Below are 15,543 nucleotides of genomic sequence, written 5' to 3' on the forward strand. Positions count from 1 at the left end.
ATAACTTCCGTCTGGATATGAATTGGGATTTGCGGGCTGACAACAGGGGCAGCGGCGCAGGGCCACGCCACCAGTCTCTGGCTGGCAGACCACGGCGACGCTCTCGGCCACCGGTGTGCTGTCTCTCAATCTAGGCAATGTCGCCGCAGCATCAATAGACGATCTGCAATTGCCGCCACCAGCCTTGCCGCCACGTACCGGCCGCAGGTAGGGTGCGCCCCAGACACGCGGCCAGCAAAGGGAAGGACTTTCTCATGCGTATTCTGTTCACTGGAGGCTCCGGCAAGGCCGGTCGCCATGTCGTGCCCTACCTGCTGGAACAGGGTCACCGTGTGGTCAACGTCGATCTCACGCCACTCGACCATCCGGGGGTCGACAACCTGACGGCGGACATCACCGACTCCGGCCAGATGTTCAACGTGCTCACATCCTACGCGGATTTCGACGAACTCGAACCCGGAACCGGCGTTCCGGGATTCGACGCCGTTGTCCATTTTGCCGCCGTGCCGCGTATCCTGATCCGTCCCGACAACGAAACCTTCCGCATCAACACCGTCGGCACGTACAATGTGCTGGAAGCAGCGACCAAACTGGGGGTGCGCAAGATCGTCATCGCCTCCTCGGAAACCACCTATGGTGTCTGCTTCGCCGATGGCCGCGCCGACCCGCCTGCCCTGCCGGTGACCGAAGACCTGGACACCAATCCGATGGATAGCTACGGACTGTCCAAGGTCGTCAACGAAAAAACAGCCCGCGCATTCCAGGCCCGCAGTGGTGCTGACATCTATGCGCTTCGCATTGGCAACGTAATCGAACCGGATGAATACGACATGTTCCCGCGTTTCTTCGCGGATCCCGGTCTCCGCCGCCGCAACATCTTCTGCTATATCGACGCCCGTGATCTCGGCCAGATCACCGACTTGTGCCTCAAGACCGACGGACTCGGCTTCGAGGTGTTCAACGCCGGCAACGACAACAACTCCGCCAACGTTCCAGCTGCCGAACTGGCGGAACGGTTCTTTCCCGGCGTGCCCCTTCAGCACCCGCTTGAAGGCGAAGAAGCACTCTATTCAAACGAGAAGATTCGTCGCGTACTTGGGTTCAGGGAGCAGCACAACTGGCGCAACTACGTCGACGGGTGAGCCCTGTGCAAGCTGAAGGCGGAGGCACACGGCCGCGCATCTTGCAGGGCAAGGCGCACGCCGAACAAGAAATGAACAGGAAATGGCGATGTCCATTTTTCTTTGCCTGAACATTCCGGCCGCTCGCCAAACATATTTCATTATCCCGGCACGGCTGTCGCACCATCGGGACCATGCGGCCGGCCAGCCTCTTGCGAGTGGCGCGGCGGAGGACTACGAGTAGCCCTATGCAGGCGGTTTTTCTTGATCTCGATGGCACACTCATCGACCCTAAAGAGGGAATAACCCTCTCTATCCAATACGCCCTGCGGGAACTCGGTGCGGAAGTTCCGGAACAGGATGATCTCACCTGGTGCATCGGCCCGCCGCTCTGGACGAGTTTCGAAGTGCTCCTCGGCCCGGGCGCCGATCTGAACGAGGCGGTATCTTTGTATCGCGAGCGCTACACGGATGTCGGCATGTACGAGGCGGAAGTCTATGATGACATTGGTGAAATGCTGATGGATCTGCGCGCGACGGGCGCTGGCCTGTGGATCGCCACATCCAAGGCCCATGTCTACGCCAATACGGTCATCGAGCATTTCGGTATCGCTTCGCACGTCGATGGTCTCTTCGGGTCAGAACTCGACGGCACCAATTCCGACAAGACATCCCTCCTCCAGCATGCCCTGAACGAGACCGGCGTGGACCCGTCCCGCAGCATCATGATCGGCGACCGGCATTTCGACATAGATGGGGCCCGCAACAACGACATTCCGACCATTGGTGCGCTGTGGGGCTACGGCGAAGAGGGCGAACTGCATCGCGCCGAGGCCGACGCACTCGCCGGCCATCCTGAAGAAGTCCTTGAAATTGCAATGGATCTCATGGGCATGGAGACATGACCGATCCCGTCGACCTGACGGCGCGCCTGGTTCGCTGCCCCTCCGTCACGCCGGCCGAGGGCGGCGCGATCACGCTGCTGGAGGATCTTCTCACTGCCAATGGCTTCGTCTGCAACAGGGTGGAGCGCGGCGGTATATCGAACCTGTACGCCCGCTGGGGCGAAGCGGGCAATGGCCGGATCTTCGGTTTTAACGGCCACACCGATGTCGTCCCCGTGGGCAACGAGGCGGACTGGAACGACCCGCCCTTCAGCGCCACACAACGCGACGGCCGCATGTACGGGCGCGGCACGACCGACATGAAATCCGGAGTCGCAGCTTTCGCGGCCGCCGCCATCGATTTTGTAGCAGGCTCTCCGCCCGACGGCAGCATCGTCCTCGCCATCACCGGCGATGAGGAAGGCGATGCGGAACACGGCACCGTTGCCTTGCTTGACTGGATGGCGGAGCGGGGAGAGCGGATGGACGTCTGTCTCGTTGGTGAGCCCACCTGTCCGACCGCGATGGGCGAGATGATCAAGATCGGCCGTCGTGGTTCGCTCAACTGCAGGATCACCGCCACGGGTGTGCAGGGTCATTCCGCCTATCCGCACCGCGCCAATAATCCGCTGACAGCACTCGTGAAGCTGCTGCACCGGCTGGAGGCCACGCCTCTCGACAATGGCACCAGCCACTTCGATCCTTCCACCCTCGCCATCACCTCCATCGACACCGGCAACACCGCGACCAATGTCATCCCGGCCAGTGCGTCGGCGATGCTCAATATCCGGTTCAACGATCGTCATAACGGCGCCGGTCTCGTCAACTGGTTGGCGGAGCAGGCAGCGGCGGTGGAAGTGGACACGGGTGTTCGTTTCAGCCTCGACAGCCGTATTTCCGGTGAAAGCTTCCTGACGCCGCCGGGTGCGCTTTCCACCCTTGTTGCCGATGCCGTCGAGGCCGAAACCGGCCGACGCCCCGAACTGTCCACCTCCGGCGGCACATCGGACGCACGGTTCATCAAGGATCATTGCCCAGTGGTCGAATGCGGGCTGGTCGGTCAGTCGATGCATGCAGTCGATGAGAATGTGGAGATTGCGCAGATCCACCAGCTCAAGGCCATCTACACGCGGATCCTGCGCGCCTATTTTGCCTGATCCTGGTATGCGGCGGCGGCTCTATATCATGGTGAAGGAGCCGCGACCGGGAAAGGTCAAGACGCGGCTAGGACGCGAAATTGGCCATGTGGCGGCAGCATGGTGGTTCCGCCATCAGCTTGCACGCCTGTTCCGCAAACTGAGCAAGGACGCCAGATGGCAAACCATTTTGGCCGTGGCACCGGACACGGCCATTTCCAGCCCGGTCTGGCCGGAAGGGATACGGCGGGTTGCGCAGGGACGCGGAAATCTTGGCCAGCGGATGGCGCGGGTATTCCGGAATGCAAACCACGGGCCGGTGATCATAATCGGGGCTGACATTCCGGACATTCGAGCGGCGGATATCGAGGAGGCGTTTCGTCTGCTCGGGCACCATGACGCGGTGTTAGGTCCGGCACCGGACGGCGGCTACTGGCTGGTCGGTCTGGCACATGGTGGGCTAAGGACCCCGCCCGGAATTTTTGACGGTGTGCGCTGGTCGAGCGCGCATGCGTTTCACGATACCTGCGCCAGCCTTCCTGCAGGGTTCCGTGTTGCCCTTGCCTCCACGCGCGCCGACGTCGATACGGAAAGCGATCTGAAGTCAGCTACCCGCGGTGTACAAACCTGACGGTCAAACCGGTGCTTCACGCTTTTCCTGTCAGCCAGAAGCCATTCTTGAGGTCAGCCGACTGCCTCCTGAAGCTTTGTCAGTCGCGCCTGCAATTGGCCTTTGAGGTGTCCGATCGCGTCCGGCACGGCCCCATCGAAGCCGGAGGCATCGAGCAGGACGCGGGCGTCCAGTTGCAGGCTCGCGTCTTCGAGCATGACGGCAATGCTGGTGACGAACTGTGCAGCATAGGTCAGCGCATCAACATTCCGCGCCGTTTCTGCCCCCTTAATCAGTTCTAGGGCGTGGGAGATGTCGTCCGATTTTACGCTGCGGGTCAGCAAGTTCGATGAACTTCCAACACGAGGAACGCTGTCTGCATTGATGGATCGGCCTTCACTCACCGGTAAGACTGACAGCACGCAAGTCTGAAAGGTCAGCATGTCGCCTACTGGTTTGGGCAAAAGCGCATCTGCACCGGCCGCGCGGGCAAGGGGGCCCCATTCCTCGACATCCCCGCCAGACAGGGCGATCAATCCCGGGCGTGCGCGCGGCGAATTGCCCACCATCTTCGCAATCAACTCAAGCCCGCTGCCGTCCGGAAGCCCGATGTCGACGATCACCACATTGGGTCGATAAAGCGAAAGATGCCTTTCCGCCGTCAACAGCCTGTCCGCCCGTCGCAGGCGGGCACCGCTGGCCACCGCCATAAGGCGCAGCGCTTCTGATGCACTCATACTGTCTTCAACAAGGGTGATGGTGATGCCGAGCAGGCACTTGCGACGCGAGGCCGCGCTGCCCGGTGTCTTCAAGGAGTACATATCCCGCATTCTGCCACCTGCGTCATGAGAACTTCGATTCTCATGAGACCGCAGCGGGTTTAACGACGACTTAACGTAAGCGGGCTTTTTTCACGTTTCGGGCGGAGGGGCGCGAAATGCCCCTCCGCTCGCTGATCAACTGGCCGCGACTGCCCGTTTTGTCATGGTGGCAACAAGATGCGCCCGGTATTCCGGCGTGCCGTGCAAGTCGCCGATCATGCCATCGGCCTCGACACTCAGACCGGAGAGGGCATCGGTGGAATAGTCGGCGGAAAGCGCTTCCTCCGCTTCCGTCCAGCGGAAGACACCGTCCTCCGAGGCGCCCGTCACGGCCACGCGCACACCATCGGCGTATTTCGCGACCATCACACCGACCAGCGCAAAACGGGAAGCCGGTTGCACGAACTTCTGATAGTTCGCACGCTCCGGCACCGGGAACTTCACCTGAGTGATGATTTCACCTTCTTCGAGCGCCGTGGTGAACATGCCCTCGAAATAGTCGTCGGCCGCGATCTCGCGATCATTGGTCACAACCGTCGCACCGCTCGCCAGCACCGCGCAAGGATAGCAGGCCGAGGGATCATTGTTGGCAAGGCTGCCGCCGATGGTGCCCCGATGGCGGACCGCCGGGTCGCCAATGTGGCTGGCCATGGCCGCCAGCGCCGGATAGGCCTCCGCTTCCCTGCTGACCTGTGCATGGGTGGTCGCGCCACCGATGCACAGCCGGCCTTCGGCGTCGGTGGATACGCCCACCATTTCCGATATGCCGGTCAGGCTTACCAGCACGGAAGGTTGCGCCAGCCGCTGCTTGAGTGTCGGGATCAGGGTTTGGCCACCAGAAAGCGCCTGCGCATCCTCCTGCGCGAGCGCAGCAACCGCATCGGCAACCGTGGTCGGCCGTGTCAGATCAAAGTTGTACATCTCTCATCTCCTTCTCTGGGCGGTCGCGGACCGGCCCGGAATGTTCGGCGGGGCCCCGGCTGGCGGAGCCCCTGATTGCCTCAGCCCTGCATCGCCGCCCAGACACGAGCGGGCGAAAGCGGCATGTCGATATGCTCTACATGCGTCTTGCCACCGGAATGCAGCGCGTCGATTACCGCGTTCACCACCGCTGGCGGCGAGCCGATGGCCCCGGCCTCGCCACAACCCTTGACGCCCAACGGGTTGTGCGTGCAAGGCGTGGAACAGGAGTGATCGACGGAATAGAACGGCAGGTCATCCGCTCGCGGCATCGCGTAATCCATGTAGGTGCCGGAAAGAAGCTGGCCGCTGTCGTCATAGGCGCAGTTTTCCAGCAACGCCTGCCCGACGCCCTGGGCGATACCGCCATGCACCTGCCCGGCGACGATCATAGGGTTGATGACGTTACCGAAATCGTCGGCCGCGGCGAATGCCACGATTTCCACCTTGCCGGTGTCCGGGTCAACCTCCACCTCACAGGCATAGGCGCCTGAGGGGTAGGTGAAGTTGGACGGGTCGTAGAAAGCGGTCTCCTCCAGCCCCGGCTCGATGTCCTCCAACGGGTAGTTGTGGGGTACGTAGGCTGCCAGCGTCACGTCTGTCCAGGCGACGGACTTGTCCGTACCGGCCACCGTGAACTGGCCGTTGGCCAATTCCACGTCAGCCTCCGCAGCTTCCAGCAGGTGCGCTGCGATCTTCTTGGCCTTGTTGATTACCTTCTCAGTGGCCTTGAACATCGCCGATCCGCCAACAGCGAGGGAGCGGGAACCGTATGTGCCCATGCCCATAGGTGTCCGAGCTGTATCGCCATGAACAATGTCGATCTGGCTTTCGTCGATACCCAGCATCTCCGCCACCACCTGTGGGAAGGTCGTCTCGTGACCCTGTCCGTGGCTGTGGCTGCCCGTGAGCACACTGATCGAGCCGGTGGCGTTCACGCGCACGGTAGCACTTTCGTAGAGACCGGCGCGAGCGCCGAGCTGTCCGACGAGGTTCGAGGGTGCGATACCGCACGCCTCGATATAGCAGTTGACGCCAAGTCCGCGCAGCTTGCCGCGCGCCTCGCTCTCCGCGCGCCGCCTGTCGAAACCGGCGAAATCGGCGATCTCGATCAGTTTGTCCATCGTCGCCTGATAGTTGCCCGTGTCGTACTCGACCGCCACGGGTGTGGCATAGGGGAACTGGTCGGGCTGGATGAAGTTGCGGCGGCGAAGCTCGATCGGGTCGATGCCCATCTCGCGCGCGGCCTTGTCGATCACGCGCTCAAGCTGGTAGGTCGCCTCGGGCCGTCCGGCACCGCGATAGGCATCCACCGGCACCGTGTTGGTGAACACGGCCTTCACGTTCACGTAGATCAGCGGCGTGGTGTAGTTGCCGGCCATCAGCGTGCCGTGCAGCCACGTGGGCACGGAGGGCGCGAAGGTCGAGAGATAGGCGCCCATGTTGGCCAGCGTATCGGTACGGAGGGCGAGGAACTTGCCGTTCTCGTCCATCGCCAGTTCGATCTTGGTTACGTGGTCGCGGCCATGCGCATCCGACATGAAGGCTTCGGAGCGGCTGGAGGTCCACTTCACCGGGCGGCCGACGGCCTTGGCGGCGAAAGTGCAGAATGCCTCCTCGGCATAGTGGAAGATCTTGGTGCCGAAACCACCGCCGACATCAGGGGCCACCACCCGCAGCTTGTGCTCCGGAATGCCGAGGACGAATGCGCCCATCAGCAGGCGGATAACGTGCGGGTTCTGGGAGGTGGTGTAGAGCGTGTATTCATCGCGGCTGGGGCTGAACTCGCCCAGCGCGACGCGTGGTTCCATCGGGTTGGCAACGAGGCGGTTGTTCTTCAACTCCAGCGTCGTGACGTGATGCGCGCCCTTGATTGCATCGTCCACCGCCTGCTTGTTCTCTTCGACGAAACCCCAATCGTAGCAAAGGTTCGTGCCGATATCGTCATGGACCAGCGCGGAGCCCTCGGCGACCGCCGCCTTCATGTCCACCACGGCCGGCAGACTTTCGATGTCCACTTCAATGGCGGCAGCGGCGTCGCGCGCCTGCGCGTAGGTTTCCGCCACCACAGCAGCAATCGGGTCGCCCACGTGGCGTACCTTGCCCTGCGCCAGCACCGGGTGTCCCGGCTCCTTCATCGGCTCGCCATGCCGGTCCGTCACCTGCCAACCACAGGGAAGTCCGCCGACGCCCTCGAAATCCGCACCGGTAAAGACCTTAAGCACGCCGGGCATACCCTCGGCCGCGCCGGTGTCGATACCGTTGATCCGCCCATGCGCCACATCCGAGCGCAGGAAGAAAACATATGTCTGCCCGTGGACGTTGATGTCGTCCGTGTACTGTCCCTTGCCTGTCAGGAACCGCACGTCCTCCCGCCGTTTCGAACTGGCTCCAATTCCGCTGTCTTTCGGCATTCTATCCTCCCAATGCGCAGGCTCCGGGCCGCGCTTGTCTGATTTCGCTCGGGGCTGCCGCCCCTTGGCTCTTTGCGACCGGCGTTCTGAAGACGCCTTATTCCGCCGCGACCGTGTTCATCTCCGATGCTGCCGCCTGGATCGCCTTGACGATGTTGTGATAGCCGGTGCACCGGCAAATGTTGCCTTCCAGATACTCGCGGATCTCGGTCTCGCTCGGGTTGGCGTTCTTGTCCAACAAGTCTGCCGCGCTCATGACCATCCCCGGTGTGCAAAAGCCGCACTGTAGACCGTGATGCTCCTGGAAAGCTGCCTGAATGACGCCGAGGCTGCCGTCAGCGTTGGCCATACCCTCGATCGTCTTCACCTCGGCCCCCTCGGCCTCTCCTGCCAACATCGTGCAGGCCTTCACGGCGTCACCGTTTACATGCACCACGCAGGCGCCGCACTGGCTGGTATCGCACCCGACATGCGTGCCGGTAAGCTGCAGTTTCTCTCGCAGAAACTCCACCAGCAGTGTCCGGCCCTCAACCTCGCCAGACACGGATTTTCCGTTCACCTTCATGGTGACATTGGTCATTTGCACTTCCTCCCAGCAGTCTGTTCCAGTGCGCCCCCTTGGCGGGGCTTGCCGCGCATCGAATCCGCTCCGATACCCGCCTTAGGGGAGTTTGATCGCAAATGCCTGTCGGAGCAAACCACTATTTTAGTACTGTATGCCGTCGCGCACCGGCTGCGGCATCACCGCCCTTGCGTTTCAGTGCCGCGCGTTCCACATCTGGCCAAACCGCAAGGAAAGGCCCGTCATGATAGGTCGTCTGAACCATGTCGCCATCGCCGTTCCCGATCTGGACGCAGCGGCAGACCAGTATCGCGATACATTGGGTGCGGATGTCGGGCCGCCTCAGGCGGAGCCGGACCATGGCGTGACCGTCGTGTTCATCACTCTGCCTAACACCAAGGTGGAACTGCTGCATCCGCTGGGCGAAAACTCCCCGATCAACGCGTTTCTGGAAAAGAACCCGGCAGGCGGCATTCATCACATGTGCTATGAGGTGGACGACATCATCGCCGCCCGCGACAAGCTGAAGGCCAGCGGCGCCCGTGTCCTCGGCGATGGCACTCCGAAAATAGGCGCACACGGCAAGCCGGTGCTGTTCCTGCACCCGAAGGATTTCACCGGCACGCTGGTAGAATTGGAACAGGCATGACGATTACCGGTGCCATCGTCCTGTTCAGCGTCATCTGGTTCATGGGCCTGCTGATCGCCCTGCCTCTCAGCCTGCAAAGCCAGGACGAAGCGGGCGACGTAGCCCCCGGCACCTCGCCCTCCGCCCCGACTAATCCGCAGATCCGGCGCAAGATGTTCTGGGTCACGGTTGTCACCGTCGCCCTCTGGTTGCCACTCTGCGGCATCATCGCCTCCGGCTGGATTTCGATCGCCGACATTGACATATGGGGCCGCCTCTGAGGGCCTCAAGCATCTCGGACCCGACGCCCGAGAATGCGGCAGTTCCCGGCGTAGGGCCGTTGTCGGACGACGGTGTCGCAAATTTTACTGGACGCAAGAATGGAAGTCTCTACCCTAAAAAGGTATCGCAACCTGAAGGAGAGACCAATGAAAGTCATCGCACTTCTCACAACCGCTCTGTTGCTTACCTCCGGCGCAGCCTTTGCCGAGGGCTGCTCCTACGGCAAGATGCGCGAAACCGTTGCAGACGCGCCGCTCCTGCCACTGCCGACCGAAGAGCCGACGGCAGACAGCTGAGACATGGCGGGGCGCAATCTGTGCCCCGCGCCTATTGCTTGCCGCTAATTCGGTGAAACTGGTGCGTGAAGGCGGCGACGCCCAGCACCGGGATCAGCAGGTTCAACCCCGGCACGGCCAGTGGTACTGCCATCACGACACCCGTTAGCCAGACTTCCGCGAAATTTCCGCGAAACAGTGCCCGTGCGCCACGTGCGCCGATGCGCCGTGCGGCGACGAGGTAGAAATACTCCCGCCCCAGCAGCAACCCGTTGACCGCGAGGAACACGAAAGGGGCCAGGACATTGACGGCGAAATATACGATCAGCGCCACGCCATTGGCCAGGATCATCAGGCCGAGGAAGCGCAGGGTATCCCAGATCATCTCCGCCCAGCCCTGCCCCGGCACATCCGGCAGGTGCGGGTAGTGCCGATCCTCCACCGCGTTCGCCACATCTTCCACGAAAAATCCGACCAGCAGCGAGGCCAGCGGGATCATCAGGAAGATCGACGCGACCAGCGCCAGAGCCAACATCGCCCAACTCAGCCATGATGCCTCCAGCGACACCGGGCCGATCCATGGAAGGGTCATCGTCTCCGGCAGGAAGTACCCGAACAATTGCAGGCAGAACCAGACGAAGCCGATGAGGACCAGCAAAGTCACCGCCATGGCTTTCAGCAACACGGCAAGGAAACGCGGGTCGCCCAACTGGCCCAGCGCTTTGGCGATATCACCTGCCATCAGTCGGCCAGCCAGGTTGTAATGGCATCGATGTCCGGGCGGGGACGGTCGGGTGGCGGCGTCGTCTCCGTGCCGATCACCACGAACCCGGCGCAGAAGTCCGGCTCGCCCACCTCCAGCGCCGCGCTTAGAAACTCCGCGTCATCGGCCATTGGCCCCGTCAGCCAGTTTGCCCCCCAACCAGAGGCGAGCGCGGCGTTGAGCAGGCTCAAGCAGACGGCTCCGGCGCTCAGCACCTGTTCGCCTGCAGGCACCTTTTCCGTCGGCCGCGGCATGGCGATCACCGCCACGATCAGCGGTGCCTCGGTGAACATCACCGCCGTCTTTGCCACGCGTTCCGGCGGATAGCCCATCGCGTCGGCCCGCGCTGCCGCCACCGCCGCGACGCGGGCCAGCGCCGCACCTTCCAGCACGATGAAGCGCCACGGTTCCAGTTTGCCATGATCCGGCACCCGCGCCGCCGCCTCCAGCATCGGTCGCAGTGCGGTGCGATCCGGCACCGGTCCGGTCAACGTCTTGGCCGGACGTGACCGTCGCGTCAGCAGGAAATCGAGAACTTCGGGGCGGGCATCGGGCATAGCGGTCTCCTCGGGAATTCACCCCGTATCCACGCGCCCGTGCGGTGAATGTCAAGCCACGGACCGCGCGCGCGCGCCCGAGCCGGGGCGGGTGGGCTCGATGCCCGGCCGTCCCGGCGCCTCCGCTCAGGCCAGCAGTTTGGGATCGTTGCCGAACTCGACCCCCGGGAACACCGTCCGCTCCAGCTCGGCCTTCTCCAGCCCGAACAGATCACGCATCGCCCAGCCGGCGAAGCGGCGCACATCGTTGGTCGGCATCAGATCACGGTCGCGGTAGAGATCGGCAGAAGCCAGCCCCGGCCATTGGCCATGCACCTTGCCGCCTTTCAGCGCCCCCCCGGCCAGAACCATCGCGCCGCCGGTGCCGTGGTCGGTGCCGCGGTTGCCGTTCTCGCGCACGGTCCGCCCGAACTCGGTCATGCACAGCACGGCCGTCTTTTGCCAGTTGGCACCCAACCCCTGCTTCAGCGTCAGGATCGCAGTCTCAAGCTCGCCCAGTGCCTTGCCGATGACCGATGCCTGTCGGATATGGCTGTCCCATCCTCCGATCGAGAACGCGGCAATCCGGCTGTCCATGTTCAGTCGCTCCGCCGCGAACCCCGCCAGCGCCTTCGCGCGCACCGCCTGATTGGCCTTCATGCCGTCGGGTGCATCCCGTCCTTCAGACAGGGAAACAGCCATTTCGCTGGCCTCGGCAAACAGTGGATCGTTCTTGTAGATGGCATTGAGCAGCAGTTCCGCCTGCGGTGACAGGTCGAGGTCGGCATCCGGCGACCAGCTGGCCGCCGGCGCATCGCCCTGCAGGATCAGCGGATTTTCTCGCCCGACCGCCAGCGCCGTCTCCGAGGTGGTGCCCGGCACAAGGCTCAGCATCCGATTCAGCCAGCCATCCTTACCGGGTGTCAGCCCACCATCGGCGGAGCTGCCGCCGTTCTCCAACAGGTCCTGACCGTCAAAATGGCTGCGCTTGTCCCGGTAGGGTGTCGAAACCGCGTGGGCGAACGCAAGCTCGCCGCTCTTCCACAGGGGCATCAGTCCATTGAGTTTCGGATGCAGCGCGAAGAAGCCATCAAGGTCGGAAGCGCCGCCCGCTTCGCCGCCCTTCAGCGTCTTGCGCAGGCCCGCATAATTCTTGTCACCATAGGGCTGCACAGCATCCAGCCCGTCCATCGCACCACGCAGCACGATCACAACAAGCCGGTTGTCCCATGGTGCTGCAGCAAAGGTCATCGGTGTCACGAGCGGGTTCGCCGCCGCCGAACAACCAAGAAACAGCGAGGTCTTCAGCAGTTTCCGCCGGTTCATCTCAAAATGTTTCATCTCTGGCCCCTTCTCAGCGCCGGTTGAACTCGGGTGAGGCCAGCGTGATCGCGATGCCCTCGTGTTTCGTCTCGGCCCTGCTCACGGCCAGCGTCAGATCGTCCGAAGCCACATCCCGCAGGGCGTCCTTCAAAAATCTGCGCGGGTCCGAACTTTGTGCGTGGCGCTGTGCCAGCGCGTTGGCCCAGTGGATGCGGGCGGTCAGCCCTGCGGGTGTGATCCAGTCCTCCGCGTCTTCGGACCAGCCGTTCGGGCCGTTTGCCCGCGCCCACGGCTGTCCCATGCTCGTCAGGGGTTCGATGAAGTTGCGCCGATAGTCCTTCAGCTTGAACTGCTTGAAATGCTTCGGCTTCAGATTCACGGCCCGCAACGACGAAACGATGAAGTCGAAGGGCTGCTTGGCCTTGCGAAGCTCCGGCACCCAGGCCGCCTCGTGGTCGAGGAAGGCTGTATAGGTCGCCATCAGGTCGCCGCCGGAAGCCAGATATGCCTCCGCCACCGCCTTCACATGGCTGTCGACCGGCTCGCCGCCGATAAAATGCACGCTCAGCTTGCGCGCGAGGTGATACGCGGTTTCCTCACGCATACTGATATCGCGCAGGGCCTGCCGGATGGCACCCAGATCGTCTTTGTCGCCGCCGTAGTTCTTGCCCAGTACCGTCTCCGCACCCGGTTCGGCGAAACGCTGGGCGAAGCGGAAGCCTTCCTTGCCATTGGTCAGGCCGGTCAGAAGTTCGGCGAATTCACGCACATCCTGCTGTGTGTACCCGGCAGACACACCCAGGGTGTGCAATTCCAGCACTTCCCGCGCCAGATTCTCGTTCAAGCCGGCCTTGCGCCGCTCTCCCGCCACTGAATTCGGGCCAATGGAGTTTGCCTGACCAAGATAGAGCAGCATGGACGGATGCGTCACCACTGCTTCCAGCATGTCGCTGAACTTGCCGGTCACGTGCGGTCGAATGGCGTGCTGCTGGTAGTCCAGCACCAAAAGGCTGTCGATGTGACTGTTAACAGCGACGGTGAAGTGATCCGACCAGAACGCCAACAGTCTTTCACGGAAGGGCACCTGCGCTAGCACAGGTCGGCTGAAGATCAGCCGGAAGTCCTGAAAATACATCTTGTCGCGCGTCTGCCGCGCCGCCTTTGCCATTGCCTTGCCGTTCGGCTCTTTGGCGCGAAAGGCTTTGTTGGCCGCAATCTGCTGGCGGCGATAGGCAAATCTCTCCGCGATCGTCGCAGCCGGATGATCCTTGAGATAGGGGTCGGCCTTTTTCAGCCCGGCCAAAAGGGCATTCGCGCCCGGGACCGGCTTGCGGTCTGGCCGGAAGCCGTACCCGTAGCGGATCTCGGCCAGCGCCGCCTGTGATAGGGTCATGCTCGCTCCATTTCTGCGGACCCGGGTCTTCGCCGCCCGGTATTCCGTCTCTCGATGATATACGATATTCGGCCGGAGAACCGTCTAAAATTCTTTGCAACACAGTGTAATCCGGTTTCCGCCGAAAGCGAGATTCCGCGCAGGAAAGGCCAGCGGATTGATGACTTTCCGCACAGTCTTCGCACGCTAGGTGTTGAGGAACCCAACGCACTGACTAGTCTGAACAAAAACACCTGAAAGACGTGAACATCATGGCCGAAACCTACGAAACCCTCCTCGCCCACACGGCGCGCAGCATGGCCTTGGACGAAGTGGCAGGGCTGCTCGCATGGGATCAGGAAACCGTGATGCCGGTCGACGGCGGTTTTCAGAGGGAAGAACACGCTGCCGCACTGGAGGAGGCACGACACAGCCGCAACACCGACCCGCGGATAGGTGAGTGGCTGGCATCCCTTGAAGGCGCGACTCTTTCGCCGGAGGCCGCGCGCAACGTCGAACTTATCCGCCGGCGCTACACCCGTGCCACGGCTGTGCCCGCGGACCTCTCCATCGCCATCGCGCGACAAACCAGTGCGGGACAACGCGTCTGGGCCGAAGCCCGCCGCACTGACGATTTCAACCTCTTCGCGCCGGCTCTGACAAGGATCGTCGAACTCAAGCGCGAGGAGGCCCAGCACCGCCGCCTCGGTACCGGCCCGCTCTACGATGCCCTGCTCGACGGCTATGAGCCGGGAATGACTACAGCGACCTTGACGCCGCTGTTCGAGCGCCTGCGCGGCCCGCTGGCAGACCTGCGGGCGGAAATCGCGGAGCGGGGCATTGCCTCTGCAAAGCTGAAAGGCCATTTCCCGGAAAAGGCGCAGCTTGCCTTCGCCCACGCTCTGGCTGAGGTGTTCGGCTACAATCTCAAGGCCGGCCGCATAGATACGGCCGTCCACCCATTTTCCTCAGGCTCCGGTCGCGACGTGCGCATTACGACCCGCGTGGCGGAGGACGATCCGGCGGGCAACATCTTTTCCACCATCCACGAGATGGGCCACGCCGTCTATGAGCAGAACATCGAGCGCAGCCACAATCTCCAGCCCATCGGTGCCTACGCCTCCATGGGCGTGCACGAGAGCCAGAGCCGGCTGTTCGAAAACCAGATCGGGCGGTCCCGCGCCTTCGCCGAGTATCTCTACCCTGCCATGCGGGAGGCCTTCGGCGATCTCTGCATCGACGGTCCGGCTGCCCTGTTCGCCGCCCTCAACCATGTCGAAACTGGTTTCATTCGTACCGAAGCGGACGAGGTTCATTACAATCTGCACGTCATCCTGCGCTACAATCTCGAACAGGATGTGATCGAGGGCCGCCTCGATGTCGCCGATCTTCAGGATGCCTGGAACCAACGTTTTGAACAGGATTTCGGGCGAAAGGTTCCCAGCGCCGCGCAGGGTGTGCTGCAGGATGTGCACTGGTCCGTCGGCCATTTTGGTTATTTCCCGACCTACACCCTGGGCAACATCTATGCTGGCGAATTATTCGCGGCGATGCAGTCTGCCCTTCCCGATCTGGATGCGGAAGTCGCGCGCGGCGATCTGACCAACGCCTTGAATTGGCTGCACATCAACATTCATCGTCCCGGCGCAAGCCTGCCGCCGGAAGATCTGGTTTCACGGGTCATCGGCCGCGCCCCGACTGAAGCTCCGCTAATATCCTACCTTCAAGCCAAGTTCCGGGGCCTCTATGCTACCTGATCTCGTTTGGGAGCGCGGGAACGTCCCAAACCATGACATTGAGAACAGGACGAGGGCCGGAATGTGTTCCGGTCCTCTTTTTTTCCTGCTTGCGTACAA

17 protein-coding genes are annotated in these 15,543 nt (G+C 62.5%); 9 read left to right on the plus strand and 8 right to left on the minus strand.

From position 1 onward, the window contains the following. Nucleotides 1-254 precede the first annotated feature (254 nt). From GO499_RS13250 to GO499_RS13265, 5 genes are all read left to right on the plus strand, one after another. Complete coding sequence (locus tag GO499_RS13250; protein ID WP_161862626.1) at nt 255-1,142, plus strand: NAD-dependent epimerase/dehydratase family protein; 888 nt, start codon at nt 255-257, stop codon at nt 1,140-1,142. A gap of 88 nt (nt 1,143-1,230) precedes the next feature. Next, nucleotides 1,231-1,365: a hypothetical protein gene (locus GO499_RS19780; protein ID WP_284154738.1), complete on the plus strand. Its 135-nt coding sequence runs from the start codon at nt 1,231-1,233 to the stop codon at nt 1,363-1,365. 4 nt (nt 1,366-1,369) lie between these two features. Next, a complete protein-coding gene (locus GO499_RS13255) occupies nt 1,370-2,026 on the plus strand; it encodes an HAD hydrolase-like protein (protein ID WP_161862627.1) in 657 nt (218 codons plus the stop codon). Beyond that, nucleotides 2,023-3,162, plus strand: coding sequence for a succinyl-diaminopimelate desuccinylase (dapE, locus tag GO499_RS13260; protein WP_161862628.1), 1,140 nt, complete (start codon nt 2,023-2,025; stop codon nt 3,160-3,162). The genes GO499_RS13255 and dapE overlap by 4 nt, the downstream gene beginning before the upstream one ends. Before the next feature lie 7 nt (nt 3,163-3,169). Continuing rightward, nucleotides 3,170-3,772, plus strand: a complete 603-nt coding sequence (locus GO499_RS13265) for a TIGR04282 family arsenosugar biosynthesis glycosyltransferase (RefSeq protein WP_161862629.1) — start codon at nt 3,170-3,172, stop codon at nt 3,770-3,772. Nucleotides 3,773-3,825: 53 nt separating this feature from the next. On the opposite strand, the gene GO499_RS13270 is transcribed toward GO499_RS13265, so the two are convergent. The 4 genes from GO499_RS13270 to GO499_RS13285 form a co-directional block, all read right to left on the minus strand. Beyond that, a complete protein-coding gene (locus GO499_RS13270) occupies nt 3,826-4,572 on the minus strand; it encodes a response regulator (RefSeq protein WP_161862630.1) in 747 nt (248 codons plus the stop codon). 135 nt (nt 4,573-4,707) lie between these two features. Next, on the minus strand, nt 4,708-5,493 hold the full coding sequence (locus GO499_RS13275; RefSeq protein ID WP_161862631.1) for an FAD binding domain-containing protein: 786 nt from the start codon (nt 5,491-5,493) through the stop codon (nt 4,708-4,710). A gap of 80 nt (nt 5,494-5,573) precedes the next feature. Next, entirely contained in the window at nt 5,574-7,946 is a 2,373-nt protein-coding gene (locus GO499_RS13280) for a xanthine dehydrogenase family protein molybdopterin-binding subunit (RefSeq protein WP_161862632.1), read from the minus strand. A 97-nt stretch (nt 7,947-8,043) separates the two neighbouring features. Next, nucleotides 8,044-8,526: a (2Fe-2S)-binding protein gene (locus tag GO499_RS13285; protein ID WP_161862633.1), complete on the minus strand. Its 483-nt coding sequence runs from the start codon at nt 8,524-8,526 to the stop codon at nt 8,044-8,046. Nucleotides 8,527-8,752: 226 nt separating this feature from the next. Here GO499_RS13285 and mce point away from each other — a divergent pair, with 226 nt between their 5' ends. The 3 genes from mce to GO499_RS13300 all read left to right on the plus strand — a co-directional run bounded on the left by mce (nt 8,753) and on the right by GO499_RS13300 (nt 9,714). Beyond that, nucleotides 8,753-9,157, plus strand: a complete 405-nt coding sequence (gene mce / locus GO499_RS13290; protein WP_161862634.1) for a methylmalonyl-CoA epimerase — start codon at nt 8,753-8,755, stop codon at nt 9,155-9,157. Beyond that, on the plus strand, nt 9,154-9,417 hold the full coding sequence (locus tag GO499_RS13295; RefSeq protein ID WP_161862635.1) for a DUF1467 family protein: 264 nt from the start codon (nt 9,154-9,156) through the stop codon (nt 9,415-9,417). The genes mce and GO499_RS13295 overlap by 4 nt, the downstream gene beginning before the upstream one ends. A 147-nt stretch (nt 9,418-9,564) precedes the next feature. Next, entirely contained in the window at nt 9,565-9,714 is a 150-nt protein-coding gene (locus GO499_RS13300; RefSeq protein WP_161862636.1) for a hypothetical protein, read from the plus strand. A gap of 31 nt (nt 9,715-9,745) precedes the next feature. On the opposite strand, the gene GO499_RS13305 is transcribed toward GO499_RS13300, so the two are convergent. The 4 genes from GO499_RS13305 to GO499_RS13320 all read right to left on the minus strand — a co-directional run bounded on the left by GO499_RS13305 (nt 9,746) and on the right by GO499_RS13320 (nt 13,708). Next, the gene (locus GO499_RS13305) at nt 9,746-10,435 is read right to left on the minus strand and encodes an EI24 domain-containing protein (RefSeq protein WP_161862637.1); all 690 of its coding nucleotides are present in this window, start codon (nt 10,433-10,435) and stop codon (nt 9,746-9,748) included. Beyond that, complete coding sequence (locus GO499_RS13310) at nt 10,435-11,013, minus strand: nitroreductase family protein (protein ID WP_161862638.1); 579 nt, start codon at nt 11,011-11,013, stop codon at nt 10,435-10,437. Before GO499_RS13310 ends, GO499_RS13305 begins: the two co-directional genes overlap by 1 nt. A gap of 126 nt (nt 11,014-11,139) precedes the next feature. Further along, nucleotides 11,140-12,333 (minus strand): DUF1501 domain-containing protein, encoded by a 1,194-nt coding sequence (locus GO499_RS13315; RefSeq protein ID WP_284154739.1) that lies wholly within the window; start codon nt 12,331-12,333, stop codon nt 11,140-11,142. Nucleotides 12,334-12,346: 13 nt separating this feature from the next. After that, nucleotides 12,347-13,708 carry a DUF1800 domain-containing protein gene (locus GO499_RS13320; protein WP_161862639.1) on the minus strand — a complete coding sequence of 454 codons (1,362 nt, stop codon included), beginning with the start codon at nt 13,706-13,708 and terminating at the stop codon, nt 12,347-12,349. Between the two features lie 251 nt (nt 13,709-13,959). Between GO499_RS13320 and GO499_RS13325 the strand changes: the two genes are divergently transcribed. Then, nucleotides 13,960-15,444 (plus strand): carboxypeptidase M32, encoded by a 1,485-nt coding sequence (locus GO499_RS13325; protein ID WP_161862640.1) that lies wholly within the window; start codon nt 13,960-13,962, stop codon nt 15,442-15,444. Nucleotides 15,445-15,543 lie beyond the last annotated feature (99 nt).

It is taken from the genome of Algicella marina (assembly GCF_009931615.1).
GTDB classification, from domain to species: Bacteria; Pseudomonadota; Alphaproteobacteria; order Rhodobacterales; family Rhodobacteraceae; genus Algicella; species Algicella marina.

Bases quoted from the DNA above. Each gene is read 5' to 3' on its own strand.
- dapE (WP_161862628.1), top strand. From the start codon at position 2,023: ATGACCGATCCCGTCGACCTGACGGCGCGCCTGGTTCGCTGCCCCTCC.
- GO499_RS13305 (WP_161862637.1), bottom strand. From the start codon at position 10,435: ATGGCAGGTGATATCGCCAAAGCGCTGGGCCAGTTGGGCGACCCGCGT.
- GO499_RS13280 (WP_161862632.1), bottom strand. From the start codon at position 7,946: ATGCCGAAAGACAGCGGAATTGGAGCCAGTTCGAAACGGCGGGAGGAC.
- GO499_RS13300 (WP_161862636.1), top strand. From the start codon at position 9,565: ATGAAAGTCATCGCACTTCTCACAACCGCTCTGTTGCTTACCTCCGGC.
- GO499_RS13285 (WP_161862633.1), bottom strand. From the start codon at position 8,526: ATGACCAATGTCACCATGAAGGTGAACGGAAAATCCGTGTCTGGCGAG.
- GO499_RS13250 (WP_161862626.1), top strand. From the start codon at position 255: ATGCGTATTCTGTTCACTGGAGGCTCCGGCAAGGCCGGTCGCCATGTC.
- mce (WP_161862634.1), top strand. From the start codon at position 8,753: ATGATAGGTCGTCTGAACCATGTCGCCATCGCCGTTCCCGATCTGGAC.
- GO499_RS13320 (WP_161862639.1), bottom strand. From the start codon at position 13,708: ATGACCCTATCACAGGCGGCGCTGGCCGAGATCCGCTACGGGTACGGC.
- GO499_RS13295 (WP_161862635.1), top strand. From the start codon at position 9,154: ATGACGATTACCGGTGCCATCGTCCTGTTCAGCGTCATCTGGTTCATG.
- GO499_RS13270 (WP_161862630.1), bottom strand. From the start codon at position 4,572: ATGTACTCCTTGAAGACACCGGGCAGCGCGGCCTCGCGTCGCAAGTGC.
- GO499_RS13325 (WP_161862640.1), top strand. From the start codon at position 13,960: ATGGCCGAAACCTACGAAACCCTCCTCGCCCACACGGCGCGCAGCATG.
- GO499_RS13265 (WP_161862629.1), top strand. From the start codon at position 3,170: ATGCGGCGGCGGCTCTATATCATGGTGAAGGAGCCGCGACCGGGAAAG.
- GO499_RS13315 (WP_284154739.1), bottom strand. From the start codon at position 12,333: ATGAAACATTTTGAGATGAACCGGCGGAAACTGCTGAAGACCTCGCTG.
- GO499_RS13275 (WP_161862631.1), bottom strand. From the start codon at position 5,493: ATGTACAACTTTGATCTGACACGGCCGACCACGGTTGCCGATGCGGTT.
- GO499_RS13255 (WP_161862627.1), top strand. From the start codon at position 1,370: ATGCAGGCGGTTTTTCTTGATCTCGATGGCACACTCATCGACCCTAAA.
- GO499_RS13310 (WP_161862638.1), bottom strand. From the start codon at position 11,013: ATGCCCGATGCCCGCCCCGAAGTTCTCGATTTCCTGCTGACGCGACGG.
- GO499_RS19780 (WP_284154738.1), top strand. From the start codon at position 1,231: ATGTCCATTTTTCTTTGCCTGAACATTCCGGCCGCTCGCCAAACATAT.